Source organism: Verrucomicrobium spinosum DSM 4136 = JCM 18804, from assembly GCF_000172155.1.
Classification (GTDB): Bacteria; Verrucomicrobiota; Verrucomicrobiia; order Verrucomicrobiales; family Verrucomicrobiaceae; genus Verrucomicrobium; species Verrucomicrobium spinosum.
This window is the reverse complement of sequence record NZ_ABIZ01000001.1, coordinates 2,776,111-2,802,114: the sequence shown is the minus strand read 5'-3', so window position 1 is coordinate 2,802,114 and position 26,004 is coordinate 2,776,111. Positions and strand designations below refer to the sequence as shown.

The window sequence follows — 26,004 nt, the reverse complement described above, 5'->3', positions numbered from 1 at the left end:
CGCCAGTCTTCAAAGCACCACGCGTGCCACCGCTTCATCACCTTGCGCCAGTTATCATTTTCGTATCACTTGATGTGACTAGTGATCATTTTACGATTCAAAGTTTACCCCTCCCCGATGGAGATCAGGTCATGATCACGCTCCCTGGAGAGACGACAAAGACGCTCCTTATCAACTACTTTCAACGGCGATTCAGCACTCCATGCCCTCCTTCCTCATGCGCCATCAGGATATACCCACCCCGGCACACACCATATCCACCATCCAACCAGTCAGCACATTTATAGGTCCACTTCAACAAAAGTAACCCCGCCGTCTGCTCGGAGGCAGAGGCGGGGCGGCTTGGAATCGCAGCAATGGAAACGGCTTCGGTCAGGGCATGAAACGCTTTACTTCCAGCACCCGGAAACGGTAGAAGTCCTCCAACGATGGCAGTTCCAGCGGATTGGCACTGGCACCATAGTCTGGGATGCGCGAGTCCGCGGGATCGATGCGTCGCTCAATGACGGTGGACCCGCGGAAGTCTGTGAGCACATTGTCGCGATTGGCGTCAAATTCGGCGGGCGTGGATGACCGGGCCTTGCGGATGACCTGTGCGCGGTAGTGCACACGGAAGGTGTTGCTCTGGGTGGTGATCTTTCCGTAAATATTGGCATAGGGCCGTTCGCGGGTGTTGTCACCTGTGAGACGGCGCTTCTTCCAGAACTCCTCCATTTCCGCAACCGAGTAAGCCGGAGTCTGAGAGTCCACCGTCCCGTCCCCACCGGTCACATCGACGTCTCCGGAGGATCCCAGAATCTTTTTGGGGATGAGGTGGATCTCACAGATCTGGCTGGCCGTGCGGAAGAGCCCCCTGGCGGCAGCAGGGGTCGTCGGAAGCATGGCAAACCGGTCTTCAAACTGCTTGAGCACGCCGCCCACGATCTCGCCGGTGGCTTCACGCTTCTCCGCTTCAATCTCCCGATGCCAGTACTTCTTCGAAGTCTGCCCGGTGTCCGCCAGCTTATCTTCCACATCCGTCCAGGGTTGCTTGTAGGTGTAGCCGTCAGAGGTGGTGATGAAGCGGGAGGCACCGGGCACTGCCTGATAGTTCACAGCATCTGCCGTCGGCACGGCCTTGAGCATCTCCCCTTTCAGCAGGGCATGCAGCCCCGTGGACCGGCGGATGTAGTGGAAGGGTACAATCTGGTAGTTGATGTTCACCTTCCCTGCCGTGGAGAAGGGCTCACTGATGGCATAAGGCTCCACCACAGGCATCCAGAACAGGTCCATGAAATAATGATCTGCCGGCGTCACGCCGCCCTGCCACGCTGCCGCACCAGGATGCTTCACCGGATCTCCCGAAGCGCCATTTGCCGTCACCATATTTGGACGAAACAGCAAAGTTCGCCATGGCTCACCCGAACGAACCCCGGTGGAGAGGGAGCCGAACATCCCCGGAGACGGCATCATGCGGTTGGGGGACATGAAGCTCTCACCCGAGGCCGCGGAAAGCTCACCATAAGTCCACGTACCCATGTAGGCCAGTGGCATGCGAATGGTGGAGGCCGAGTCATTGGTGATGCGGAAGGAGATCTGCGTGTTCCCTTCATCCGCCTTGTTGATGTAGGCACCATCGCGGAGATCGCTGATGCCGTTGTCAAAGTCCCCATACTTCCCCGCAAGCTCAGTGGCAGAGGCATAGGTGGGTAGATCCGGGATTCGGGCCACGCCATAGTTGGCACCGGGTACCAGGCGCGTATTGGAGGTGCCACGATCATATCCGGGCTCACGGTCCGAATAGTAGCGGCTCAGACTATGTGCCACGTACTGCTTATAGGTGCCCACAGCCCCTGGCCCGGTGCCAATCTCGCCCAACAGCGCCGTGCGGGGATGGGGGGCCCAGTCACTGGCGGTCACTTCCGTCTTACCCGCAAGCATCCGCACATCCCCATGGGATGGCACCATGGTAAAGAGCGTATCCTGACCTCGCGAGTCCCGAATCCCATTCTCCGGTTTGGTGTCCGAGTACTTGGTATCCGACATCGTATCGTCGGGATTGTCGGCCGCAGGAGTGCTGGGGTTGATTAGCTGGCTACTGAAGTAACTGCTGCTCGGGTCATGAGCCCAGAGGGTGCTGGCCCACCGGGGCACACCATCCAGCCCCACCGGGGTATAGGTCGCAGGGGTGCCAGTGGGATAGGACGCAGAGGTCGGCGAGAAGAGACGCCCGTTGGTGCTAAAATCTGTGACATAGTTGTCAGGACGGGAGGTCGCCGCCCCCCAGTTGCTTCCGTTCCAAGCACCGACAAAGCGACGGAGAGCACCGCAATAATTGAGGGCCCACCAACGAGGGGCATGTACCGCCTCCTGGCGGTACATCGCCCCGCCGCTGATGAACTGCTTGTAGTCCGTGCTCACGGTCACCAGTTGTGGCACTGGCACCGCGGTTCGCGGAATCTCCACATTCACCGTCTGCACGAGATCCTCCGGCCGTGCATTGTGGCTGGAGTAGATCTTGATAGTGAGACGGCCACCGGAGAACACCATCTTCTGCTCGTTGCCAGAGGCATCGATCGCGGGCACCGTCAGAAATTTGGTGGTGATGTCCAGGTTCCTCGTGCCAAAATGCGGCGCTGGGGCCACCCCGGTTCCACGAGATCCACCTGCCGAGACGTAACGGGTGTCCGAGATGACACCGAGCGTTTTTGAGCCAACCCGCCGGTTCAACGTCATCGCATAGGTGCTGGCGGCACCGCCAAACGGACGACTGTCCTGGGCGCTGAAAAACTCGTGGTTGGATTTCCACTCAAACTCCGCTCCACCAACCCGGTCATACAGATCCATGTCGGCCAGTTGCATGTCCTTGAGCCCTTCCACCTTAACACAGAATTCCGGGTTCATGAGGCTGAAACCCGCAGCGGGCATCGAGAATTTCATCACAAGCAGACCCTGCACACGGCGCTCCGTCGGCTGCAATGGGGGGCTGCCGGAATCCAGCGTGGCGTTCCAGTTCTCAGGGTTGCAACCTGGGTGATTGTAAGGACTGTTGGCCTTGGAATCGTCTGCATTGCGATCCACCCCATAGCTGTTGAGCATGGTCAGAGGTGTCGGCCTCGGAGGATAGTTGGAGTACCAATAGGAACGTGTCGAGGTGTTCAGCCAGCGATCATTGCGCATGACCGGTTCAGCCTTGCCCGCCTCTGCCAGGGTGGAACTGGTGGGAATGTACCGCTTGATCTTCAGGGCCGTCCTGCCACCACTTACCTTGCGACTAGTCTCACCTGCCGCCGGCTCACGCCATCCCCCCGAGCCATCGGACACTGGAGTGACGTAACTCCCCTTGTCGGCAGCACCATCCGCTGTGCAGATGAACTGGAAGCCAACCTCGGAAAGGGCGACGAACCGGCCAAAACCCACATAGGTATTGGCACCGTCTTTGTACAGAGATGGCGCAACCATCCCATGCCCTGGAAACGAACTTTCCACCTGGCGCTCTGAGTAAGCCTGCCCGGAGGCACCGCGCGTAGTGGCGATGCTCGCCCGGTCATAGGTATAGGTCCTGAAACTTTTGGGCCGCTCATCATAGAGGAAACCATCGTTCAGAGGTTCCTTGAGTGTAGCGCTCGATACTGCGTACTTCTCCGCAGCGTACAGCCCGGTGGCACTTTGCAGATCCTCCTTGCTGGGAGCGAGGAAACCATCATAAAGGTTAGTCGCCCGCACGTAGTCAAAGATCTCCACCAGGATCTGCTTGTAGTCCTGGGGGTATTTGTCCTTGAACGAGGCACCTCCCGGGTACTTCTGCTCCAGCAGGGTGAAAAGATAGGCAATCAGCGCTTTGTTGCGCGGCAGCTCAATGTCCCGGGTCGGGCTGTACGCGCACTTCCGCCGGAAGAAGTAGCTATCCTCCCCGCTGTTTCCCGTCTTGCCCATGGAGGAGCAAAACGCAATGAGCTGGTCAAATCCGGTACGAAAAGCCTTCGGATCTGACACGCCCACCACGGCCTTGCCCGCCTCGTATTCCAAGCCCTTCTCATCCGCGACTGGCCAGGCCGCTATCCGCGGCAGACCAAAAAGGTTTATCTCCGGCATCCGGCTCTGGGCGGTGAGGAAGAAGCGCAGGCGCTCCAGGTTAACTTTCCCGTCAGAAGGCTGACCGGGCTGGACGAAAAACGAATTGGCGGTGGCGGCCCCATCAGCACTATTCACATACGAACTCAGTTTTCGACGCCCGTTCTCAAATCCATCAGCAAAGTACAGCTCATCCACCGAGGCATAGAGACGCTCCTGGATGGAGTCCACCAACGAGAGATACTTGTTGTAGAGGGAGGAGTCTTTGTACGTGCCACCCGTGCCTGAGTAGTTGTCCACAAATTTCCAGTAGGGCACCGTACCCGCCTTGGATCCGCCGAAGTTGAGCTTGGGGGCAAGTTTGTAGATGGTCTCCTTGCGCTGCAGGATCTCCCGGTAGGAAGGGTCAGTCCCACTCATCCCGTAGAGGTCCATCGGCTGGTTGGGGAAGAACACCGTACTGAGAGCCACCGTGGCAGGATGCCCGGGATACCGCTGATACTCGTGTGTTGTGGGCTGGTAGTACGCCCACCACAGATCGCGATCATGGAAGAGCGAAGGCACCGTCCAGTAGGTGGGCTCGCTGGCCGTGTTGATATTGAGCTTGCAGGATTCGTCATCCGTCCAGAAGGCCACCCGTCCGGAGATGGGGTTGGCCCGCCCTTCCACTTCACTGAGCTTGCTGCCATCAGGTTTGATGAATTGGTTCGAGCTGTTCAGCACCCCAAAGGTGCCGTCCTTCAGCACATAGACCCACTCCACCGGCATGGGCAGGCGAGCTTCCAGACTGGTGGCCGCCGTGGACGAGGTGGGATCCACCACCCCATTCACTCCGGCCGAGTAGTAAAAACCCTCCACATTATTGTTGTTCTCCACCCCTTCTTCGGACCGCACATAGGCACGTGGATCCAGAATCGGGAAATAGAGATGAGGAGTGCTCGCCCCATCAGAGGCTGGCCGGACCACTGGCTCATTGAGATCCACATAACGGTTCGGTGTCATATTCCAGTCCACCGGCGGCTTGTCATCCACCATGGCCCGCTCACTGCCTCGCACGACCATCTGGGAGCTGGAGTAGAGCTTGAAGCCAGAGTCAAAAGTGCCCTCAGTGGTGTACCGTCGCACAGCTCCAGGCTGGGAGGACCACAGATAGCGTTTGCCATTTGCCGCTCCTTCATCCTTTCGTTTGGTTGCCTGCCACACTTGGTCCATGACCACGTTTACTGCGGAATCCGCCAGTTCGCGGGAACGCTCCTGATACGTTTGTTGATTCGAAGAAGCCAGCTCCGTCTGCGAAACGGAGAACATGGCCACTGTCAGCAGCGTCATCAGCGCCAGCACGGAGACCACGGTGATGAGGGCGATCCCGCGCCGCCTTTTTGCTCCGAAGCCTCGTTGTTTAACAGGGGTGATTTCTTTCATTGCAAATAAACAGGGGTTGCCAAGTCTCGTCTGTCACCCTTGTCAAAGCACCCTCCATGCCACCCAATTTTTCGCTTCGGCACACAGTCACTTATGTATCAGTTACCATGATTACTGCACGGTTTGGCGGCTGATAATCGTGAAAGACAGGTCTCTGAAGGGACGCGAAATCCTTTTGAAACGCTGCATCACGCCCGGCCGCCTCACTTTGTGTCTGAAGGCAAGTTTCCGCCTGAGCGGCAGTTCGACCATTCTTTGTAATCACAAGGAGCACCTCAAACTCAGCCCTCAGCCTGCACTCGATGAAATTACATCACGTCCCCCCTATTTCCCGGTCTGCCACCGCTTTTCCCACCTGGCCCACTCTTTCTCTTTTAGGTTCTTCGGTTTGTTCGTAAAGTAGTCGTAGGCCACTTTGTTGTTCTGGGCCATTTCATGGTAGGTGGCATAGACCACCCCGTCACCCGCACCGGGGAAGATGGGCAAGCCGCTCTCCAGACTGTAGAACCTGGCCCAGAGGACCTCCGTACTGGAGGGATCCTGCACATAGTCCGTGCGGCCCTTTTCATTTTTGATTCTGCGGAGACCAATGATCTTTTTGGACTCCAGCCAGGCTATGCCATCACTCACCGCCCCGCGCACTTCCTCATCCAGCGGTGCATTGCGCATCAGGAAACGGAGCATCACGGCGCTTTCGCCTCCACTCAGGGATGGCGGCTCCTTCAGCCGGGCCGCCACGGGCTCGAGCGTCAGCGGATCGTGCTGGGCACACCACACCGTACGCACCCCCTTCAGCCGCACCTGGCAGGCCAGAAGGCATTTCAACCCGCGATCAAAAGCCGCCTGCGCCTTCTGCCGGATCTCCGCAGACACCCAGGCAAACGGCGCGTCGCCTTGGCTTACGGCGTGCAGCACCTCCAGCGCATGGGTCATGGCCCCGTCATTGAAGGTGATGGCCTCATGATAGCCCGGTTCGAGGGGATAAACCTGGGGCCAGCCACCGTTGGGAAACTGTGCCGCAAGCAGCCAGTCGATGCCGCGGAGCGCGGCGGTCCGGCAGTCCTCCCGCCGGTGAGCATGGGCGACCTGAGCCAGGAACTTGATCTGCTCTGTGGTGGCCCGATTGTCCAATGTGCCACTGTAGTGCCAGCCCTTCCCATCCTGGCTGGTCCAGTGAGTACCCGGCTGCCGCGCCCCTCTGGTATAGTCAACAGCCTTGCTCCAGCCACCCGAGGGCGTCTGGTAGGTCAAGACCACATCGGCCAGTTTCGCTGCCTCAGCGGAGCCATACCAGCCCTCGTCCGTCTTTTCGTCATCAAACTCGAACTCCTTGGAGTCCTCTGGTGCCGGATTCGAGACTCTTCTCCCAAGGCGTCGGCATTCCGCGGCCAGCGCTCTGCGTTCTTGTAGTGCCACCCCCCTCGAACGTGCGAGATAGTCCTGCCAGACCTTGCGATGCGGTTCCGGGAGGGAGTCAATCCGCGACAGCGTGAGCAGTTGCAGAGGGCCATGCGGATCGCAAACCCAGGTGCGGCTCAAACTCACCGTCTCCCCCTCTTTCGCCCTTATTTCCAGACTCTCCCAGCCTGCGTCCGGGATGGGAGTTACCAGTTTGAACTTTCCCTTGTCGTCTGCCTCGGGCAGAGCCTGCCACAACACCTGCTCTCCCGCTCCGGGCACATTGAGCCGCCATTCCCATACGGCAGAGATCCCGGTGGCCACCCCAGAATAGTGCAGCTCCAGCATGTCTTCGCGAAGGTCACTGGTCCAGTCTGGGGCCGCCTTCGCGGAACTGAATGCAGCGAGAAGGAAAGAGAGCAGGGCGCGAAATTTCATGAAGGGCAATTCTTACAAAAGCCCCTCCCTGAACGGTTGCAAGGCATTCATCTTGCTTGAGACCGAGCCCTCAGAAACAAAACGCCCCCATGCTCACCGCATGAGGGCGCTCACGCGAACCGTCACCATCGGTTCGCTGACCTTTCACACACATCCAAGTTACATCACCTAACCAGCACAAAGATACCCCACCGCGCCTTAAAACTGACGCGTGACCGTGTAGGCAACCTTCTCGTGTTTGCTGTCTGCCTTGTCGAAATCGAAGTTGGCCTTCGGGCTCACAGCCACATGGAGGATCACCTTGCGGCTGTCAGAGCGCACGGACAATCCGCCGCCGGGCAGTGTGGGGGCGTTACCCGCATCCACGACCTCGAACTTGGCCACATAGGAGAGAGCCTGTCCCTGGGCACCGGAGAGTCCGCCTTCATTGCCAGCGGTGAGGCGGGTACCCTCCCCGTCAAAGTAGCGCACAGCTCCGTGGAAATCCGCGAGCTTGGTCCAACCCACACCACTGCCAGTCTTGTCGCCCCAGTCAGCAGATTGTAGTTCACCGATCATTTGCTGGCAGATGCGGGAGGAGGAGATGGAGTCGCCCGCCTGGCGCAGGTTCTCCAGACCGGCGGGAATCAGGCCCAACAGCGTGAGCATGCCCATGGAGGCGATGGCAACGGCGATGGCAACCTCGGGAAGAGAGAAACCCTCCGCCACAGCGGAGGCACGATGACGAATGGCACGGGTGAGCAGGGTCGTGTTCATGTCTTGAGTGATACAGGGGTTGAAAAGGGCTGAATTGAAAGGTGCAGCACCGCCCAAGACAGGGCTCGATGCAGCACATTCTCCTCAAGCACCCGCCGTGCCACCGTCGTGCCAATGTCTTCGCGCAGTCACATTCGTATCATTAAGCGTGACTTGCGGACACCGTTGGGCCTCACTCTCACCTTCCACCCCGGTGAACTCAGCTGCCACTGACAACGATCTTGCCAAAATGTGCTCCTGCCGCCATGTGCTCAAAGGCGGCTGGAGCCTCTTCAAACGCAAAAGTGCGGTCCAGCACAGGTTGGATGTTGTTTTGCACAATGGCACGGTTCATCTGCTCGAAATGCGCACGGCTGCCTACGTAGATGCCCTGCAGGGTGACACTGCGCGCGATCACCGGCCAGGGATTGACGAGCCCCTCAAAGCCCGTGAGCACCCCGATGAGGCTGATGCGCCCGCCGTAGCGCACAGCATCCAGTGACTTCTGCAAGGTGCCCGCACCGCCGAGCTCAATAATCTGGTCTGCCCCTGATTTCTGAGTTAGTTCAAAAACCCGACGCTCCCAGTCTGGAGTCGTCTTGTAGTTGATGCCCTCATCCGCTCCCAGCTCCCTGGCTCGAGCGAGTTTTTCATCGCTGCTGGAGGTGATGATGACACGCGCCCCATGTGCCTTGGCAAACTGGAGGGCAAAGATGGAGACTCCGCCTGTGCCCAGGGTGAGCACAGTCTGGCCTGCCAGCATCTGGCCCTGACCCACGAGGGCATTCCATGCCGTGACACCGGCACACGGCAGGGTGGCTCCAGCCGAAAAATCCAGCGTGGCAGGCAGATGCACCAGTGCGTCCGCCCGGGCAATCATGTACTCAGCCAGCACTCCTTGCAGCGCGCCGCCCAGAGCACTTCTCATGATGGTCTGCGTCATCCCACCCGCAGGCCAGTTCTGAAAGAAGGCCGGGATCACGCGGTCCCCTTCCTTCCACTGGGTGACACCAGCGCCCAAGGCAGCGACTTCACCCGCGCAATCTGACCCGAGGGTGAACGGCAACGGCAGATTGCCGGGCCGCTCCCGCCGGGAGGTCCCCAGATCACGATAGTTCAGAGAAACGGCCCGCACTCTCACCAGCACCTCGCCCGGTCCAGGTGTTGGGGTGGGGATTTCCATGAGCTTCAGTCCTTGGGGTCCGATTGGTTGTGCGATCTGCCATGCTTTCATAATGTTGGTAGGTACGATGGGGCGGGGAGAGGGAGGCACGCGGCAACGGGTTTGGCTGAAATTGCGAGCCCGCGATAGGGGTGACGCCTACGTATTCGAAGGGATCCCCCTGAGACGCCAGATGAATCTTTGGGATTTGAGGTGCTGAAAGGTTGAGCATTGCACTCAGCCCGCTAAGGTGCCGCCCCTCATTCTCTTCAGTCATGTCTATGGATCAGCCAGTCTCCGGTCAACGTTGGGTTAGTGATACTGAACCTGAGCTTGGACTCGGCATCATATTAAAGGCGTCATTCGGACGGCTCGAAGTGCTCTTCCCTGCCGCGGCAGAGACCCGCCAATATGCGCTGAAGTCCGCCCCCCTTCGCCGTGTCCGCTTTGCAGAGGGTGATGTGGTGCAGTCTCACGCTGGTGAGGACTTCACGGTGGTGAGCGTGGAGGAAGCCAACGGCCTGTTGGTGTACAAGACAGACAAGCGGGACCTCCCAGAGGCGGAACTGTCGGACTCCATCAGCTTCAGCAAGCCCGAAGACCGGCTGACTGCCGGGCAGGTGGATGAGCTGGGCAGCTATGATTTGCGGATCAAGGGACTCCAGCACCGCAGCCGCATGCGCCAGAGCCCGGTGCGAGGCTACGTGGGTGGCCGGGTGGATCTCATCCCGCACCAGATGTTTATTGCTGGCGAAGTGGGCGGCCGTCTGGTGCCCCGCGTGTTGTTGGCAGATGAAGTGGGTCTGGGCAAGACCATTGAGGCACTGCTCATCCTGCACCGCCTGCACCTGACTGGCCGTGCCGGGCGCATTCTCATTCTGGTCCCAGAGGCTCTCGTGCACCAGTGGTTCGTGGAATTGTTGCGACGCTTCCACCTTCTCTTTCACATCTTTGACGAGGCACGCTGCGAGTCTCTGGAATCGCATGATGAGTCCGCGAACCCCTTCCTGGAAAGCCAGCTGGTCATTTGCAGCCTGGGTTTCCTTTCAAGCGACGAAAAACGCTCACAGCAGGCACAGGAAGCTGGCTGGGACCTCGTCGTGGTGGATGAAGCCCACCATCTGGAGTGGACTCCGCAGGCCGCCAGCCCCCAGTACACGCTGGTGGAATCCCTTGCTGCCAGGTGCCCCGGCCTGCTCCTGCTCACCGCCACTCCGCAGCAGCTTGGTCCAGAGGGCCACTTCGCCCGGCTCAGGCTCCTCGATCCCAACCGGTATCAGTCTCTTGAGAAGTTCCTGCAAGAGGCGGAGCACTATGAAGTGGTCGCTCAAGCTGTGGACCGCCTGCAATCCGGCCAGCCGCTCAGCAAGGCAGACGTCAAGCTCTTTGGCGGACAGTCTGAGCGGGTGAAGAAACACTGCGAAGCGCTGGCTGGAGGGGACGAAGACGCCCGACCTCTCCTCATCACCGAGTTGCTGGACGAGTTTGGCACCGGTCGCGTCATGTTCCGCAACACGCGCGCCGCGCTCAAAGGGTTCCCAGCGCGCGAAGCGGAGTTGCACAAACTCACCGTCAAGGCCTCTGGTTCAGACGGTGAGGAAAGCGACGAGGCAGATCTCGGCCTGATCGCCAAGGTGAAGTGGCTCGCCACGAAGCTCAAGGAGCTGGATCCCGCCAAGGTGTTGCTCATCTGCAAAACCAAACATCTGGTGGAGGAGATCCACACCCTGTTGCTTCATGAACTGAATGTGAATGTGGCCCTCTTCCATGAGGGGCTCACCATGCTGCAGCGTGATCGCAACGCGGCGTACTTTGCCGAAGAGGATGGTGCCCGCGTGCTCATCTGCTCAGAGATTGGCAGTGAGGGGCGCAACTTCCAGTTTGCCCACCACCTGGTTCTCTTTGACCTGCCTGAGAATCCGGAACTGCTGGAGCAGCGCATCGGCCGTCTGGACCGCATCGGCCAGACGGACACGATCCACATTCACGTGCCCTACGTGGCAGGCACTCAGGCTGAAGTACTGGCACGCTGGTATCATGATGGGTTGGACGCTTTCCAGAGCATCCTCCACGGGGCCAATGAAGTCCGCGCTGCGGTGGCCGCCGATCTCGATCCCCTGCTGGAGGGCTTCAATGCCAAAAAGCTGACCTCACTGATCACGAAGTCAAAGAAACAGCGCACGCTCATCACCAAGAAGCTGGAGAGGGGGCACGACCGCCTCCTCGAACTCAGCTCCTGCCGCATCCCCCAGGCTACCGCCATCATCGAGCAGATCCAGGAACTCGACACCGACCGCGAGTTCGAGGAGTTCTTCATCCGGATGATGGACCACTTCGGCCTCCAGGTCGAGGAGCTCACCCATCGCACCTACCTCATCTCCCCGGGGCAGAATGTGGATGTGGCCCTGCCTGGTCTGCCCGAAGAAGGGCTGTCCATCACCTTTGACCGGTCACGGGCCCTCACCCACGAAAACACTGCCTTTATGAGCCAGGACCATCCGCTCGTGCGCGGTGCCCTAGACCAGCTGCTGGGCAAGGAGACCGGAAATTCTGCTTTTGGGATCTGGAAAGGGTCTGGCAACGAGGGTCTTCTCCTGGAAACCTGCTACATCCTGGAGTGCACCGCCCCTGCTTCCCTGCATGCCGACCGCTTCCTGCCCGCCACTCCCGTACTGGTGACGGTGGACCACGCCCAGGCTGACCGCACGGGCGACCACGGCATCCGCCCCGCCCGTCTGGACCGTGGCGACATTGCCAAGTTGCTCGATCGCGGCGTCGTTAAGAAAAAGGTGCTGCCCAGCATGCTCTCCACGTCTAAGAAACTGGCCGCCACCCAGATGGCCAAGCTCACCGCCAGTGCCGTGGAGGCCATGGAAGCCCAGTTGCAGAGCGAGATCGACCGCTTGGAGGATTTGCAAAAGATCAACGACCACGTGCGCCCCGAGGAAGTCGAAGCACTCCGCAAGGAGAAGGACGAACTGACCAAGGCCATCGCGGGAGCGACGTTGCGTCTGGATGGGCTGCGACTCGTCTGGAAGATGGGTTGAGGCGGGTCTCCAGACGGCCGGAGGCCAGATATCAGACCTGATTTGACGAAAACACCCTGCCGGGTGGATGGTGCAGGACCTCCATGCCCCTCACCGAATCCACCTTCCGGCCGCACCCCATCCTAGCGAACGGGCACATCCAGACCATCTGGCCAGTGCTCCTCCCCCATGGGATATGCATCCCATGGGTAAAGGAGCGGTTGGAACTGGACGACGGAGATTTTCTAGACCTCAACTGGCTCAGACATCCTGTAGGCCATAGGTCAGGGCGCTTGGTCGTTCTGTCCCACGGCCTTGAGGGATCAGCGGACGGCCTCTACATACGCACCATGACTGCCGCCCTTCACAAGGAGGGCTGGGACGTGCTGGCTTGGAACTTTCGAGGTTGCAGTGGCGAGCCCAACCGCCTGCTTCGCTCCTACCACAGCGGGGAGTCCCAGGACCTACGCACTCTGATTGAGGCCAAGGCGGGCGACTACGATCAGGTGGCACTGGTCGGCTTCAGCCTGGGCGGCAACATCACCCTGAAGTACCTGGGCGAGCAACCACCCCACCCCAAGGTCGTCGCGGGCGCAGCCATTTCCAGCCCCGTGGACCTCGCCGCCAGCGCCCGGACATTGGACCAGCTCTGGTCCAACAAGCTCTACCTGCATCGCTTCCTCGTCAGCCTGATCTCCAAGATCGAGGAAAAACACCACCGCTTCCCCGGGAAACTGGATGTACGGGGCCTGCACCGCATCCGCACCTTCCGGGAGTTCGACGACCGCTACACCGCCCCATTGCACGGCTTTGCCAATGCCGCAGACTACTGGGCCCGCTGTAGCTCCAAGCCTCTCCTCCCCCGCATCACCGTGCCCACCCTTATCATCAGCGCACGGAATGATCCCTTCCTTCCCGCAGAGTGCTTCCCCTTCGCCGAAGCCGAGGCCAACTCCCTGGTTGAACTGGACGTCCCGGCCTCTGGCGGACACGTTGGGTTCGTGGAAAGCAACTCCAGCACGACCTCGTGGCTGGAAGGAAGGGTTGCGGGATTTTTACAACGAACCCCCGGCCGCGGCAAAACAGTCGGCTGCGAAACCACATGTTCAGCCCCCCCACCCCGTTTTTTTGACTGGCAAAAATGAGTCCTTTCCTCGCGGATCTTTTCTGCAACAGATCATGGTGCAACCTGCCCGCTCCCCCGTTTTTCTCCACAACCCACTTGCCCGACCAGAGTGTCCACAGACTACCAACCGCCTTTCACGCTGACGCCAGAGATCCTTGATCTCGTGGCGCAGATCAGCGAGGAGATTGGGCGGCAGGGATTCCATCAAGAGTCATCGAGCGCACCGGCACTCCGTAGAAGCAACCGGATCAAGAGCATCCAGGCGTCGTTGGCCATTGAGAACAACAGCCTCACGCTTGAGCAGGTTACGGCAGTCGTGTCAGGGAAACGCGTCCTCGGCCCACCACAAGAAATTCATGAAGTCCAGAATGCTTTCGCGGCTTATGAAGCCATGAGCACGTGGAACCCTGTTAACGAAAAGCACTTGCTGGCCGCACATCGAGTGCTCATGAGCGGGTTGATCAAAGATTCAGGGCGCTACCGGTCAGGCGGCATTGGCATCGCACAAGGCGATGTGATTGTGCACTATGCTCCACCAGCGGCCCGCGTCCCGGGCCTTATGAAAAATCTGTTCCACTGGCTCAAGAAGACCAGATTGCACCCCCTCATTGCCAGTTCGGTTTTTCACTACGAGTTCGAGTTCATTCATCCATTCTCTGACGGGAACGGCAGGATGGGGCGCCTCTGGCAAACGTTGGTGCTGAGTCGTTGGAAACCTCTGTTCGCCTTCCTGCCGGTGGAGAGCGTGATCCGTGACCGACAATCTGACTACTATCGCGCGCTGGCTCAGGCTGACAAACAAGGCCAGTCCACCCCTTTCATCGTGTTTCTCCTTTCGGCAGTGCTCGCAGCACTGAATGAAGTGGCATCGACCGACCAAGCTGCCGACCAAGCTACCGACCAAGCTACCGACCAAGTCAAAGCCCTTCTCAAATGCTTGGGATCAGAGGCTCTCTCGACCCTGGAGTGCATGACCAAACTTGGCCTCGCCCATAGGCCGACCTTCCGTCAAAACTACCTTCAACCAGCCTTGGACGCGGGATTGATCGAGCGAACACTGCCGGATAAGCCCAATAGTCCCCTGCAACGCTACCGACGGACACAGCAGCGGTCCTGACTCACCGGGATGCAAATTCGGCCCAGGACAGCTCGCATGCCCCAAGGACTCTGCCGCTACGGCGACAACACCCCAACAGTAGATTGTTTGGCAATTCGCCACACAAGACTACTTTCACAGTCATGAGTATTGCCGAGATCAAAAAATTGCCTCTGGCCGAAAAGTTCCAGCTTATGGAATCGCTTTGGCAGGATCTCCATGCTGAAATCTCGAGTGCGCCGGTTCCCTTGGCTCATCAGCAATTGCTTGATGAGCGTCGGGCTCGCGGGGCAGCAGGTCAGGCTCAACTTCTGGACTGGGATTCAGCAAAAAACCTTATCGGCCAGAAGCAATGCTGATCCGGATCCCGGAAGACGCACTGACAGATCTAAACGACGGCTTCTGGTTCTATGAACACCAGTAACTCGGGTTGGGTGACTATTTTCGGGCCAGCATTCAGGCCGATATCAGAAGCCTCAGGTTTTTTTGCTGGAATACATCGGGTGGGCTTTCGCGATTAGCATCGTCTCATTTGCAAGGACCTTCCCATTCGCCATCTACTATACCTTCGATGACGAGGTGGTTGTCGTCTGGGCCGTCATTGACTGCCGCCGTGACCCGGCCTGGATTCGAGAACGCCTTGGCGCCTGACAAAATCCACAGGTCGGTCCGCCGCCTCATTTTCAGGTCCTTCGCTCTCATCCCGCAAGGGATAAGGAATGCAAACGACCTTCCCGGGGTATCGTTTCGCTCACGTCCCTGCCAATGGCAGTGAGGCGTCAGTCACCAAGTGCAAGTCAACTTTCCGGCCCACAGGCCCAGGCCTACATCCAGCTTCCGCAGGCTGAAGCCTGTACTCCGCGCCCTCCCCCCGCCAACTGCCAACTGCCAACTGCCAACTGCCAACCGACGCACTGACTTCCCCCTCACCCGCACTTGACCCCCTCCCCGCCCAAGTGTTCCCTTCCTGTCCCTCCACCCCCACCTCCCCACCATGCCCGCCTTCTCCGAGAGCCTGCTTCGCGAAATCCGCGATCTGGCGTTCTTCCGCGTCTTGAGCGGGAAGAATGCGATGGTGTATGTGGATGTGCTGGAGGCACTGGACCGGGAATCTGAGGAGCGCCCAGACGGGCTCGCCCGGGAGGAGGCGATCGCCATGATCGCCGAAATACTGACGGATCACCCTGAATTTCAGCCGGATACGCTCACACCGGAAGGCGAGCCTACCCCGGCAGCGTCGTTTGAGGATCTCGAAGCGATCAGCCTGACCGCCCGGGATAAGGCCCGACAGGTCTTGGACCACCTGGTGCGTTGCCGCTGGCTGGAGGAGCCGCCGCGCCGGGACTGGCAGCGTCGGGTGTACTTCGACGCGCACAGTTCCACCATGATGATGGCCCTGCGGAAGATCGCCTTCCCGGACGCTGCCGTCTTCACAGACAAACTGCTGGCCGTGTGCGCCCTCCTTTTCAACGAGATGGAGATCATCGAGCGCCCCTGGCAGACGGTGGAGAACTGCCTCAGCTACGCCCGCCAGGGTCTCAATGAGCTGCGCACCATGCAGAAGTCTGTGCAGCGCCTGACCCGGCGGCAGTTGGAGGAAGACACCTTGAAGGGCAATCTGGAGATGGTCTTCGACCGGTATGCCGAGGAGGTGGCCCACACCTGCTACGCCGAGTTGGTCCGCGCCCGCCTGCCCACCCGCCTGCCAGATGCCGTTCGTCGTATCGGCGAGCGCCTGATGGACTCCTTCGACACCATGTCTGCCATGCAGACAGAGTACCTCCGCCGCCACGACGGCATGAGCGCGGAGACTGCCCGGGCCAAGGTGCGGAACGCCCTGGACGAACTCTCCCGCCTTTTGGAAATGGTTTTGCCCATGGCGGATGAAATCGACCGTCGCACCGCCGACTTCACCCGTCGCTCGCTCGCCCGCTTCCGCTACCTCCAGGAGGTCACCGGTGAACGTCGGGGTGAAATGCGCGAGTTCTTTGAGCAAGTGAACCGCATGCTCAAAGGCCGTCGGTTCACCGGCAATTGGGAGCTCGAGCCCGAGTTGCCCCCCTGCCGTATGCCGGAGGCCCAGATCCCGGCAGGCCGAGACTCACTGTACGAGCCTCCTCAGCGGCGCACCGCCCTGGAACAGGAAGCCATGGCGGATGAGGAACTCTCCGACGAGGACCGCGATGCCGGCCTGCGGGACATGGAGCGTGCGCTCAAAGAGTCCCTCTCCGTCCGCCGTGCCAACGCCTTCGTCGCGGACATGCCCGGCGGCAAAGGTGCGGCCATCTCCAGCGCCGATCTGCCATGGGAGGAAACGCGCAGCACCGCAGACCTTCTCGCGCTCATCCTCCACGCAGAGTCTCCCGACGCCCGCTACCGCCTCGAAACCGACCGCCAGGTCGAGGAAACAGAATCCCCCACCCTCGATCCCTTCCCGGGAGGCCGAGTGGAGCGGTTCCGGCTCATTAAAAAGTAGCGCGAAGCGCCTAATCAGCCCTTCTCCCTTACCCCTCTCCCCTTTTCCCTCTCTCATCCATGCCCACCCACGATCCCGACTTCCTCCATGTGGACCAGCCGCCGGAGACTCTCCTGCGTCTGCCGGAGGCGGATCGTGCCCAGCTCGGGGATGCGCTTCAGGAGCTGCTCACGCACGGCTCCATCCTCGGTTTGGAGGCTGGCCAGTCGGCCCTCTATCACTGGTGCCGGCAGAACTTTGAATGGCTGAGAGAGACCGCCACCCTGCTGGGGCTGGACGTGGCCCTTCTTCATGAGGAGCGCATGGTCCAGGCCCTGCCGCGGATCGCCAGCCTGCAGCTTCGGCTTCGTCAGGACGCGACGTTGATCTGGCTGGCGCTGTGGTACGCCGGGGATGTGCGGTGGCGTGATGAAGGCCAGACTCAGGCACTGCTCAGCGTGGGCGAACTCAATTCCCTCCTGAAGGATCAGCTTCTCCCGGACCTCGCCAGCCTGCCCACCCGCACCCGCCTGCGGGAGATCCTGCGTCAGGCCGCCCGGTTCAATCTCATCCGCTTCACGCTGGCCGAGCCCTTTGAAGATTCCGGCATCGAAGTCCTGCCCGCCATCCGCCGCGTGGTGCCGTTTCAGGATCTGGCAGACTGGACCCGCAGTGCGTCCGTCTTCAAACGCGAGGAAACTACAGACCTGGAAGGCGCAGTGCCAGACACCACCCCCGGCTCGCTCGGGGCAGTGGAAGACGACTTCGCAGCCTAGCTCCTCCCCCACCCTTTTCTTCCCCTTACCCGAACATGCCCGCCGCCTCTGGAGCCCCCGCCTTGGATGACCCGGACTTTTCCGGAGCCGCCCTGCCAGGCACCTCCGCCCACCACAGCCGCGCCATCCGGCTCACGCGCATTCATGCGCTCAACTGGTATGGTTACCAGGACAGCCTGGCGGTTAAAGGAAACCTCGTGCTCGCCGGCCTCACCGGATCCGGCAAGTCCATCCTCATGGACCTGGTCATGCTCGTGCTGGTGGGCCCGGAGAAGGCGCGCCATCACTTCAACCGCAGCGCCACCGGCACCCAGAGTGACCGCACACTCAAGGGCTACTGCCTGCTCGATACGAAGCGGGAGGAGAACGGCCAACCCACCTATTATCGCGACAAAGGGGCCACCACCTATGTAGCGCTGGAGTTCACCTGGCCAGGTGGCCAGCGCATCGAGACGTGGGGCCTGCGCATTGAGTTTCGCAATGCCAGCGAGAACGACGGCCAGATCACCCCCTTCTTTTGCAAAGGCAGCCTGGAGCGAGCCGACTTCCTCACCGCCTGGCTGGATGGCAAGAAACGCCCCAGCGAGCTGCCCGCCTTTCGCGCCCTCATTGATGCCCGTGCCGGTCGCACCTTTGCCTCCTCCCGCGAGTACCTGCGGGACATGAGCAACCCGGAACACCTGAATTTCAACCGCGAAGTGTTGGACCGCCTGCTCCCCAGCGCCATGTCCTTCACCAACCTCAAGAGCTTTGACGACTTCTGCCGTCGCTTCGTGCTCCCTGGGGAATCAGTGCCCGTGGAGGATGTCACCGCCAGCTATCGGGACTTCCAATCCTATGAGCAGGAGCTCAAATCTCTCCGCGCCCAGTTGGAGCGGTTGCAACGCATCCGTGATCTCTCTCAAAAGCTCGAGTCCTCCATTCGCGACCGCGATGTGGCCCGCTATCTTCATGGCGAGCTCTCTCATGAGCACGCCAAGCAACTGGTGGAGAGCGGCGAAAAGCGACTGGCAGATCTGAAGGTGGCCCATGCAGCGGAGCAGGCCCAGTTGGACGAACTTGACCGCCAGATCCAGCAAGCCACCGCCGAGCGTGAGCGTCTGCTGGCCGTGCTCAATGAGACCTCCGAGGGTCGTCTCTACGGCCAGCTCAGCGCCCAGGTCAAAGAGCTGGAAGGGCGCGTGGAAAGCCTCAGCAGCCTGCAAGCACGCGTGGAAGACCGCCTGCGCCGACGTGTGGACAACGCCCGCGAGTGGCTGGAGAAGATGCGGGCCGCCTCCATCGTGGCCCCTCTGGATGGCCGTGCGATGGAAAAGGCCATCCGCACCCTGGATGATTGCGAAGCCCACGCCACCTTCAACGCTCTCTCCGCCGTGCGTGCGGCCGCAGAGCAACTCTGCCAGGACCTGCGCCGCTCCGTGAGCAATGAGACGCAGAAGCTCCAGTCCCTGCGTCGTCATGAGGAAGAGCTCAGCCAGCAGCTCACCGCCCTGCGTTCCGGCCTGCCGCCGATCCCTCAGCCACTGCTGCACACGCTCAATGAGCGGCTCCCCCGCCTCCCAGGCGAGCCCACTGCCCGGGCTCTGAGAGACCTTTGTGAAGTGACGGACGAACGCTGGCGCGAGGCGCTGGAAGTGGCCTTCACCGACAAGTTCTCCATCGTGGTTCCCGAGCAGCACTACGAGGACGCGCTGAAGATTTACCACGAACTCAAGCCCGCCTCACAGAGCGTGCTCGCAGCGGCCGAGTCCCTCATTCACCCCCGTCGCGCGCTGGCCCTGTCACGGGAGGTCCTACCGGGATCACTCGCTGAAAAGATTGAGACCGACGACGCCGTGGCCCGCGCCATCCTGGACCACCTCTTTGGCGGCATGATCTGCGTAGAGACGCTGGCAGAGCTGGAAAAACACTCCGCCGCCATCCTGCCAGACGGCCTCACCCTGCGCGACGCCCAGGCCCGCCGCGCCCGCCACTATGACGGACTGCCTTTCATTGGTCAGCGCGGCCTGCAACGCCAGCGCGACATCAAGGCCAGCCAGTTGAAGGAAGTCGAGGCACAGATCCGCCGGCTTGAGCCCATCGAGCGCGCAGTTCAGGAGTCAATCAACCTCCTGCCCCAGATGATCCCGGATCACAACAGCATGGTGCAGGATCTCAGCAAGCTGGAGACGCTGCCCGAGATGGAGTCCAACCTGGAGAAAGCCCGTCGCACCCTCGCCGATCTGGACACCTCTGCTTACGCCTCCATCGCCGAGCAGGCGGAGGAATGGCAACCCCGCATCCGCGCATGGAACAGCGAGAAGCTCGACATCGTCGGCAAAGGCAGCCACCGCGAGATTGAGCAGACAGAGAAGATGCTGGACAAGCGCCGCCAGGAGCTCAATGAGAGCCTGGAGGCCTTCACCCGCACCAAGATGCAGGTGGATATTTCCTTGCACCTCGAACGCCTTCGCACCTGGCGCGAGGAGATGCGCAACCGGTACATGGTGTCGGACGTCATGGCCCGCGAGTTCGAGAAAGCCCGCGCCGCCGCCAGTGAGGAGGCCATCCGTTCGGAAGGCGATCTCAAACAGGCCATGACGGACTTCAAGAAAACCTTCCAGCCCAAGTTCGACGACCTGCCCGAAGACGGCCGGACCGCTGCTCCGTATGAGCGGGTGCTTGCCCGCATCGAAGGGGCCAGCATCATTGAGTACGAAAAGAAGGCCCAGTCTGAGAAGGCCCGCTGGGAGACGCTCTTCCGCACCCAGGTCCTCAGCCGCATGCAGCGCGCGCTCAAGCGGGTGGAGGACATCATCTTCCTCCTCAACAAGCAGCTCAAGCGCCCCATTGGCCGGGACCTCTACAAGATCCGCCGCGAGCCCAACCCGGACTTCAAGTTTTACCGCGAACTCATCGACCTCAACGCGCTTCACCAGGAAGACGGCCTGTTCTACAACAGCATTGGCGGAGAGCTTCGCCAGGCCCTGGACTCATTCCTCAACACCCTCGTCCACCATGCCAACACTCCAGAGGCGGCCCGCCTGCTGGACTACCGCCAGTACTACGACTACAAGCTCCAGATCACAGACATCCACAATCCGGATGCACCGCCCATCGATGTGGACAAGCAAGGCCGCAAGATGAGCGGGGGCGAGAACCAGAGCCCCTACTTCGTCGCCATCCTCGCCAGTTACCTGCACGCCTACAACCGGCATGAGACGCGCTGGAAAGAGCCCTCCCTCGCCCTCGTCCCCATTGACGAAGCCTTCTCCAAGCTCTCCGGCGAGCGCATTCAGGACTGTATCGGCGCCATCGGCGAACTCGACCTCCAGGGCGTGTTCTCCATGTCCAGCGGCAACATCCCCTACGCATTCAGCCTCTGTGACGAGCTCATCGTCATCACCAAACGCGAAGAACGCTCAGGGAATCGCAGCGGCATCCGCAACGTCCCCAGCGTCCTCTTCAGCGACACCCCAGAAGGCAAGGAGTGGATGGAGAAGCATAAGGCGTAAAAAGTTCTTGGTTCTTGGTTTCCCTGGCGCAACGCGCTGGCCGGGGATTCTCGCAACCGCTTGTGGGTCACTTGGCTGAGCCCCTTCTCCCTCTTCCCTTACCCCTTGATCCCTCATATCAACCCGGCATAACACCCATGCCAAAATGTCATTTCCGGCATTAAAAACCTGGTCCACATTCACGCATGAGCACCTCATACGATGTCATTGTCATTGGCGGCGGTCCTGCAGGCTCCAGTTCATCGGCCATCCTCGCAGAGGAAGGTCACAAGGTGCTCCTCCTGGAGCGGGAGAAGTTCCCCCGCTACCACATTGGCGAGTCCCTCATCCCCTTCACCTACTTCCCGCTGGAGCGACTGGGCTTGGTGGAGCGCATGAAGAAGTCCCACTTCGTGAACAAGTACAGCGTCTGCTTCGTGCCCCCTCATGGCCGCACCAGCCAGCCGTTCTACTTCTTCAACCGCTATGACAAGGACACCGTCGCCTCCACCTGGCAGGTGCTGCGCTCGGAGTTCGATCAGATCCTCCTCGACAATTCCCGAGAGAAGGGTGTGGAGGTGAAGGAGCAGACCAAAGTCCTCGAACTGCTGCGTGACGGAGATCAGAAGGTCATTGGGGTGCGCGCTCAGAGCCACGACGGCACCATCACGGACTATCACGCCCGCATCACTCTGGACTGCACGGGCAAGGAAGCCTTCACCACCGTCCGCAACGGCTGGCGCGTGCGTGACCCTTACTTGAACAAGGTGGCCGTCTGGACCTACTACAAAGGCTCACGCCGTGAACCGGGCATTGATGAAGGTCAGACCACAGTGGCCTTTGTGAAGGACAAAGGCTGGTTCTGGCACATCCCCCAGCACGATGACATGGTCAGTGTGGGGGTGGTGGCAGAGGGCAAGTACCTCTCCCGAGACGGCATCAAGGACGCCGAAGGCATCTTCAAGCGCGAGGTGGAAGAGAATGTGTGGATCAAGGAATCCCTGTCCCACGGCCAGCAGGTGGGGCAGTACCACATTACCAGTGAGTACACCCACCACGCCAGGCATTGTGGCAGCGATGGCCTCCTCCTCGTGGGCGACGCCTTTGCCTTTCTGGATCCTGTGTTCAGCAGCGGCCTTATGTTTGCCATGAAGAGCGGTGTCCTGGCCGGGGAGGAGGTGAGCAAGGCGCTCAAGGAAAACGACCTCGGCCCTGCCCGCTTCACCAAGTACTCCCAGGAGCTCCGCCAGGGTGTGGAGAACATGCGGAAGCTCGTGTACGCCTTCTATGACCCCAACTTCAGCTTTGGCCAGCTTATCCGCAATCATCCTGATGCCCAAGGTGCCGTGACCGATTGTCTGAGCGGCGATGTGAACAAGGACTACAGCGTCCTCTGGGATCAAATCCGCGAGCTGGTGCCCCTGCCAGACGATCTCCCCCTCGGCGAACCCGAGGTGAAGACTCCCGAGCTGGCCGCCACATCCTGACGCTTTTGAAGCATGCGAGGCCCGCCTTTCCCAAAGGAGGAGGCGGGCCTTTTTTCGCGCGCTTCGTCAACCTATCTCCCCCTCCCCTGCTCCCCATGAATCGCATCTCCGTGATTTATGTCCTTATCCTGACCATCGCCTCAGCCGCCATTTTTGCGGTTATTCATACTGGTGCCAACCTGCCCGCCTCAGAAGGATTTAGCTCCCACGTAGCATCAGCAGCTCACGCTGCCCCCCCCGCCACCCAGTCCGCGGGTGAGGCCATGGTGGCAAACCTGGAGGAACATTTCAAGAATCCTCTCAGCCAGTTGTTCCTTCAGCTCGTGGTCATCATTGCGGCGTCACGGCTGGTGGGGAAGCTGTTCACCCTCATGGGCCAGCCTTCAGTGGTGGGAGAGATGGCCGCCGGCATTCTTCTCGGCCCCTCATTATTCGGCTATTTGACGCCCGATCTCTTCCACATTGTCTTCCCGGCGGATTCACTGGGCACCATCAAACTTCTCAGCCAGGTGGGTGTGTGTCTCTTCATGTTCTCCGTGGGAATGGATCTCAACGTCGGACATGTACGGAACAAGGCGCACACGGCGGTGGTGGTGAGCCACGCCAGCATCGTCTTCCCGTATCTGTTGGGAGTGGTGCTTGCCTATTTCCTTTATACCAGCATGGCGGCTGAAGGAGCCACCTTCATGGCCTTCGCTCTTTTCATGGGCATCTCCATGAGCATCACCGCCTTTCCGGTGCTGGCCCGCATCCTTCAGGAACGCGGCATGACGAAGACCTTCCTGGGCAGCACGGCCATCACCTGCGCCGCCGTGGATGACGTCACTGCCTGGAGCATCCTGGCCTTTGTCGTCGCCATTGCCCGCTCTACCAGCATCACGGGCTCGGCATTGAACCTCCTGCTCATAGCAGGGTTCATCGGGATCATGGTTCTCGTCATCCGTCCAAGCCTGCCCCGCTTGCTGGGAGAAAAACGCCTCCAGGCGGAGGATCCCTCAAAGGGCGTGATGGCCACCGTCTTGTGCATTGTGGTCGCAGCATCGCTCTGCACCGAGGTCATCGGGATTCACGCACTGTTCGGTGCCTTTCTCGCCGGTGCCATCATGCCGCACGCCCACGGGTTCCGTCACAAGTTGAACGTTCGAATTGAGAACTTCAGCTCCGTCCTCCTGCTTCCCCTTTTCTTCGCGTTCACGGGGCTTCGCACGCAGATCGGGCTGCTGAACGACTGGTCGGGCTGGCTGCTCTGCCTGCTGATCATTGCTGTGGCGTCACTGGGCAAACTGGGCGGCACCGCCCTCACCGCCCGACTCACCGGCATGGGCTGGCGCGACTCTCTCCAACTGGGAGCCCTCATGAACACCCGGGGCCTGATGGAGCTGATCGCCCTCAACATCGGTTTTGAACTGGGAATTCTATCCGACCGCGTTTTCACCATGCTGGTGATCATGGCCCTGGCCACCACCGCCCTGACCGGCCCGCTGCTCACCTGGTTCGGCGCTCAGAAGTCGGCCGAGCCCGATGGTCAGCCTCACCCCGCCCGGACGTAGACAAAACGCAATGATTGTGGCATGAAAAAGACCATGCAAGTTGAGCCCCCCTCTTCTGACTCCACCTACGATGTCGTCGTCATTGGCGGTGCCCTTTCCGGTGCCGCCACCGCCACGCTGATCCTCCGGCACAATCCCGGCGTCCGGCTCCTCATTGTAGAAAAATCAGAGAAACTGGGACGTCGTGTGGGCGAGGCCACGGTGGAGGTCAGCGCCTTCTTCATGGGGCGCGTGCTCGGCCTCACCCAGTACCTCAATGAGAATCAGCTCGTAAAGCAGGGCCTGCGTTTCTGGTTCAAGAACGAAGAGGTCAAAAATGTCTCTGAAGCCAGCGAGCTTGGGGCCAAGTACCTTTCCCGCATCGCCTCCTACCAGCTCGACCGCTCCACCTTTGATGAGGAGGTCCTGCGCCGGGCCGGGCTGGCCGGTGCCGAAATCATCCGCCCTGCCACCGTTTCGAATGTGACACTAAACGACGGTGGCATGCAGACGCTGGACGTAAGCCACCAGGGCCAGAAGCGCACCGTCAGCACCCGTTGGATCGTGGACGCCTCCGGTCTGGCAGCCGTGCTGGCGCGGAAAAATGGCTGGTGGCGCAGCAACACCGAGCACCCCACGGCCGCAGCCTGGTCCCGGTGGACCAATGTCAAAGACTGGGACTCCCGCGAACTGGCGGAAAAATATCCTGAATGGTCCCGCGCCGTGTACGGCATTCGCAATACCGCCACCAACCACATCATTGGCGACGGCTGGTGGAGTTGGTGGATCCCCCTGAAAGGCGGCTCCGTCAGTGTGGGCGTGGTGTTTGACCAGCGCATCGTCGATTTTCCCCAAGACGGCGGCAAGGTCGCAGATCGTCTGAAGACCTTCCTCATGAAACACCCTGTGGCCTCGGAAATGCTGGCCGACGCGGAGTATGACGAGGAGGACGTCCACTGGCGTCGCAATCTGGCCTACTACAGCACCACCTTTGCCGGTGACGGATTTGTGCTCGTGGGTGATGCGGCCGCGTTCATGGACCCGTTCTACAGTCCGGGCATGGACTGGATCTCCTTCACCACCAGCAGCGCTGCCAATCTCATCACCCAGCAACACAATGGCAAACCCATGACCGAACTGGTGGTGAAGTACAACCGCGATTTCAGCGTCTGTCACCGCCGCTGGTTTGAGTCCCTCTACAAGGACAAGTACGAATACATGGGTGAGTTCGACCTCATGAGCCTCGCCTTCCGCCTCGACCTCGGCCTCTACTACTGGGGCGTCGTGGAGGCTCCTTACAATCACGGGGAGACCGCCCTCTACGCCCCTCCTTTTTCCCCGCCCAGCGGCGTGATCTTCTCCAAGTTGATGAGCACCTACAATCGGCGCTTTGCGAAGATCGCCCGCCGCCGTCGCCGCGTCGGCACCCTCGGCCGCACCAACAAAGCCAATCGCTGCCTCATCCCCGGCTTCATGCTCAAGCGTAGTGACACCCTGCGTCTCTTCCCCCTCCTGGCGGAATGGGCCTGGTTGGAGATCAAAGAAGGCTGGCGAAGCTGGCTTGAGCCTGATGAAGGCCCGCCGCTGATCGAGAAAGCACCTGCCACGAAGCCAGCGCCTGCGGCGTAGTTCGGCGAGGGGGGCATAGGCCTTATCGCATATCATTGCCCACCAGCATCCAAACACGCGAAGCGTCTTGGAGTGTCGGTGGCTTGACACCGCTTTCGCCAGTCGAGAAAGCGGACGAACCATGTAGATGCAGCCGCCGGGTGAAAACGGCTCGCACGATAGGCTTCGCTGAGACGGCTAGGTTGGCAATCTCCGCCCA

14 protein-coding genes are annotated in these 26,004 nt (G+C 60.3%); 10 read left to right on the top strand and 4 right to left on the bottom strand.

Annotated features, from left to right (window positions below):
- Positions 1 to 372 precede the first annotated feature (372 nt).
- The 4 genes from vccA to VSP_RS11370 all read right to left on the bottom strand — a co-directional run bounded on the left by vccA (position 373) and on the right by VSP_RS11370 (position 9,280).
- The gene (gene vccA, locus VSP_RS11390) at positions 373 to 5,475 is read right to left on the bottom strand and encodes a Verru_Chthon cassette protein A (RefSeq protein ID WP_009960719.1); all 5,103 of its coding nucleotides are present in this window, start codon (positions 5,473 to 5,475) and stop codon (positions 373 to 375) included.
- A 324-nt stretch (positions 5,476 to 5,799) separates the two neighbouring features.
- A complete protein-coding gene (pelA, locus tag VSP_RS34995) occupies positions 5,800 to 7,311 on the bottom strand; it encodes a pectate lyase (protein ID WP_009960718.1) in 1,512 nt (503 codons plus the stop codon).
- Between the two features lie 198 nt (positions 7,312 to 7,509).
- Positions 7,510 to 8,067 carry a Verru_Chthon cassette protein B gene (vccB, locus tag VSP_RS11375; RefSeq protein WP_009960717.1) on the bottom strand — a complete coding sequence of 186 codons (558 nt, stop codon included), beginning with the start codon at positions 8,065 to 8,067 and terminating at the stop codon, positions 7,510 to 7,512.
- A gap of 199 nt (positions 8,068 to 8,266) precedes the next feature.
- A complete protein-coding gene (locus tag VSP_RS11370) occupies positions 8,267 to 9,280 on the bottom strand; it encodes a zinc-dependent alcohol dehydrogenase family protein (RefSeq protein ID WP_009960716.1) in 1,014 nt (337 codons plus the stop codon).
- Between the two features lie 203 nt (positions 9,281 to 9,483).
- Between VSP_RS11370 and rapA the strand changes: the two genes are divergently transcribed.
- From rapA to VSP_RS11315, 10 genes are all read left to right on the top strand, one after another.
- Positions 9,484 to 12,255: an RNA polymerase-associated protein RapA gene (rapA, locus tag VSP_RS11365; protein WP_053332332.1), complete on the top strand. Its 2,772-nt coding sequence runs from the start codon at positions 9,484 to 9,486 to the stop codon at positions 12,253 to 12,255.
- A gap of 83 nt (positions 12,256 to 12,338) precedes the next feature.
- Positions 12,339 to 13,379 carry a YheT family hydrolase gene (locus tag VSP_RS34990; protein ID WP_081452497.1) on the top strand — a complete coding sequence of 347 codons (1,041 nt, stop codon included), beginning with the start codon at positions 12,339 to 12,341 and terminating at the stop codon, positions 13,377 to 13,379.
- A 90-nt stretch (positions 13,380 to 13,469) separates the two neighbouring features.
- Positions 13,470 to 14,477 carry a Fic family protein gene (locus VSP_RS11355; protein WP_009960712.1) on the top strand — a complete coding sequence of 336 codons (1,008 nt, stop codon included), beginning with the start codon at positions 13,470 to 13,472 and terminating at the stop codon, positions 14,475 to 14,477.
- Positions 14,478 to 14,599: 122 nt separating this feature from the next.
- Positions 14,600 to 14,815, top strand: coding sequence for an addiction module protein (locus VSP_RS11350; RefSeq protein WP_009960711.1), 216 nt, complete (start codon positions 14,600 to 14,602; stop codon positions 14,813 to 14,815).
- A 635-nt stretch (positions 14,816 to 15,450) separates the two neighbouring features.
- Positions 15,451 to 16,932 (top strand): Wadjet anti-phage system protein JetA family protein, encoded by a 1,482-nt coding sequence (locus tag VSP_RS11340; RefSeq protein ID WP_009960709.1) that lies wholly within the window; start codon positions 15,451 to 15,453, stop codon positions 16,930 to 16,932.
- A gap of 59 nt (positions 16,933 to 16,991) precedes the next feature.
- Positions 16,992 to 17,687 (top strand): DUF4194 domain-containing protein, encoded by a 696-nt coding sequence (locus tag VSP_RS11335; RefSeq protein ID WP_009960707.1) that lies wholly within the window; start codon positions 16,992 to 16,994, stop codon positions 17,685 to 17,687.
- Positions 17,688 to 17,722: 35 nt separating this feature from the next.
- A complete protein-coding gene (locus VSP_RS11330; protein WP_009960706.1) occupies positions 17,723 to 21,181 on the top strand; it encodes an SbcC/MukB-like Walker B domain-containing protein in 3,459 nt (1,152 codons plus the stop codon).
- A 185-nt stretch (positions 21,182 to 21,366) separates the two neighbouring features.
- Positions 21,367 to 22,647: an NAD(P)/FAD-dependent oxidoreductase gene (locus VSP_RS11325; RefSeq protein ID WP_009960704.1), complete on the top strand. Its 1,281-nt coding sequence runs from the start codon at positions 21,367 to 21,369 to the stop codon at positions 22,645 to 22,647.
- Between the two features lie 95 nt (positions 22,648 to 22,742).
- Positions 22,743 to 24,197: a cation:proton antiporter gene (locus tag VSP_RS34985; RefSeq protein WP_009960703.1), complete on the top strand. Its 1,455-nt coding sequence runs from the start codon at positions 22,743 to 22,745 to the stop codon at positions 24,195 to 24,197.
- A gap of 33 nt (positions 24,198 to 24,230) precedes the next feature.
- On the top strand, positions 24,231 to 25,805 hold the full coding sequence (locus VSP_RS11315) for an NAD(P)/FAD-dependent oxidoreductase (RefSeq protein WP_157210842.1): 1,575 nt from the start codon (positions 24,231 to 24,233) through the stop codon (positions 25,803 to 25,805).
- Positions 25,806 to 26,004 lie beyond the last annotated feature (199 nt).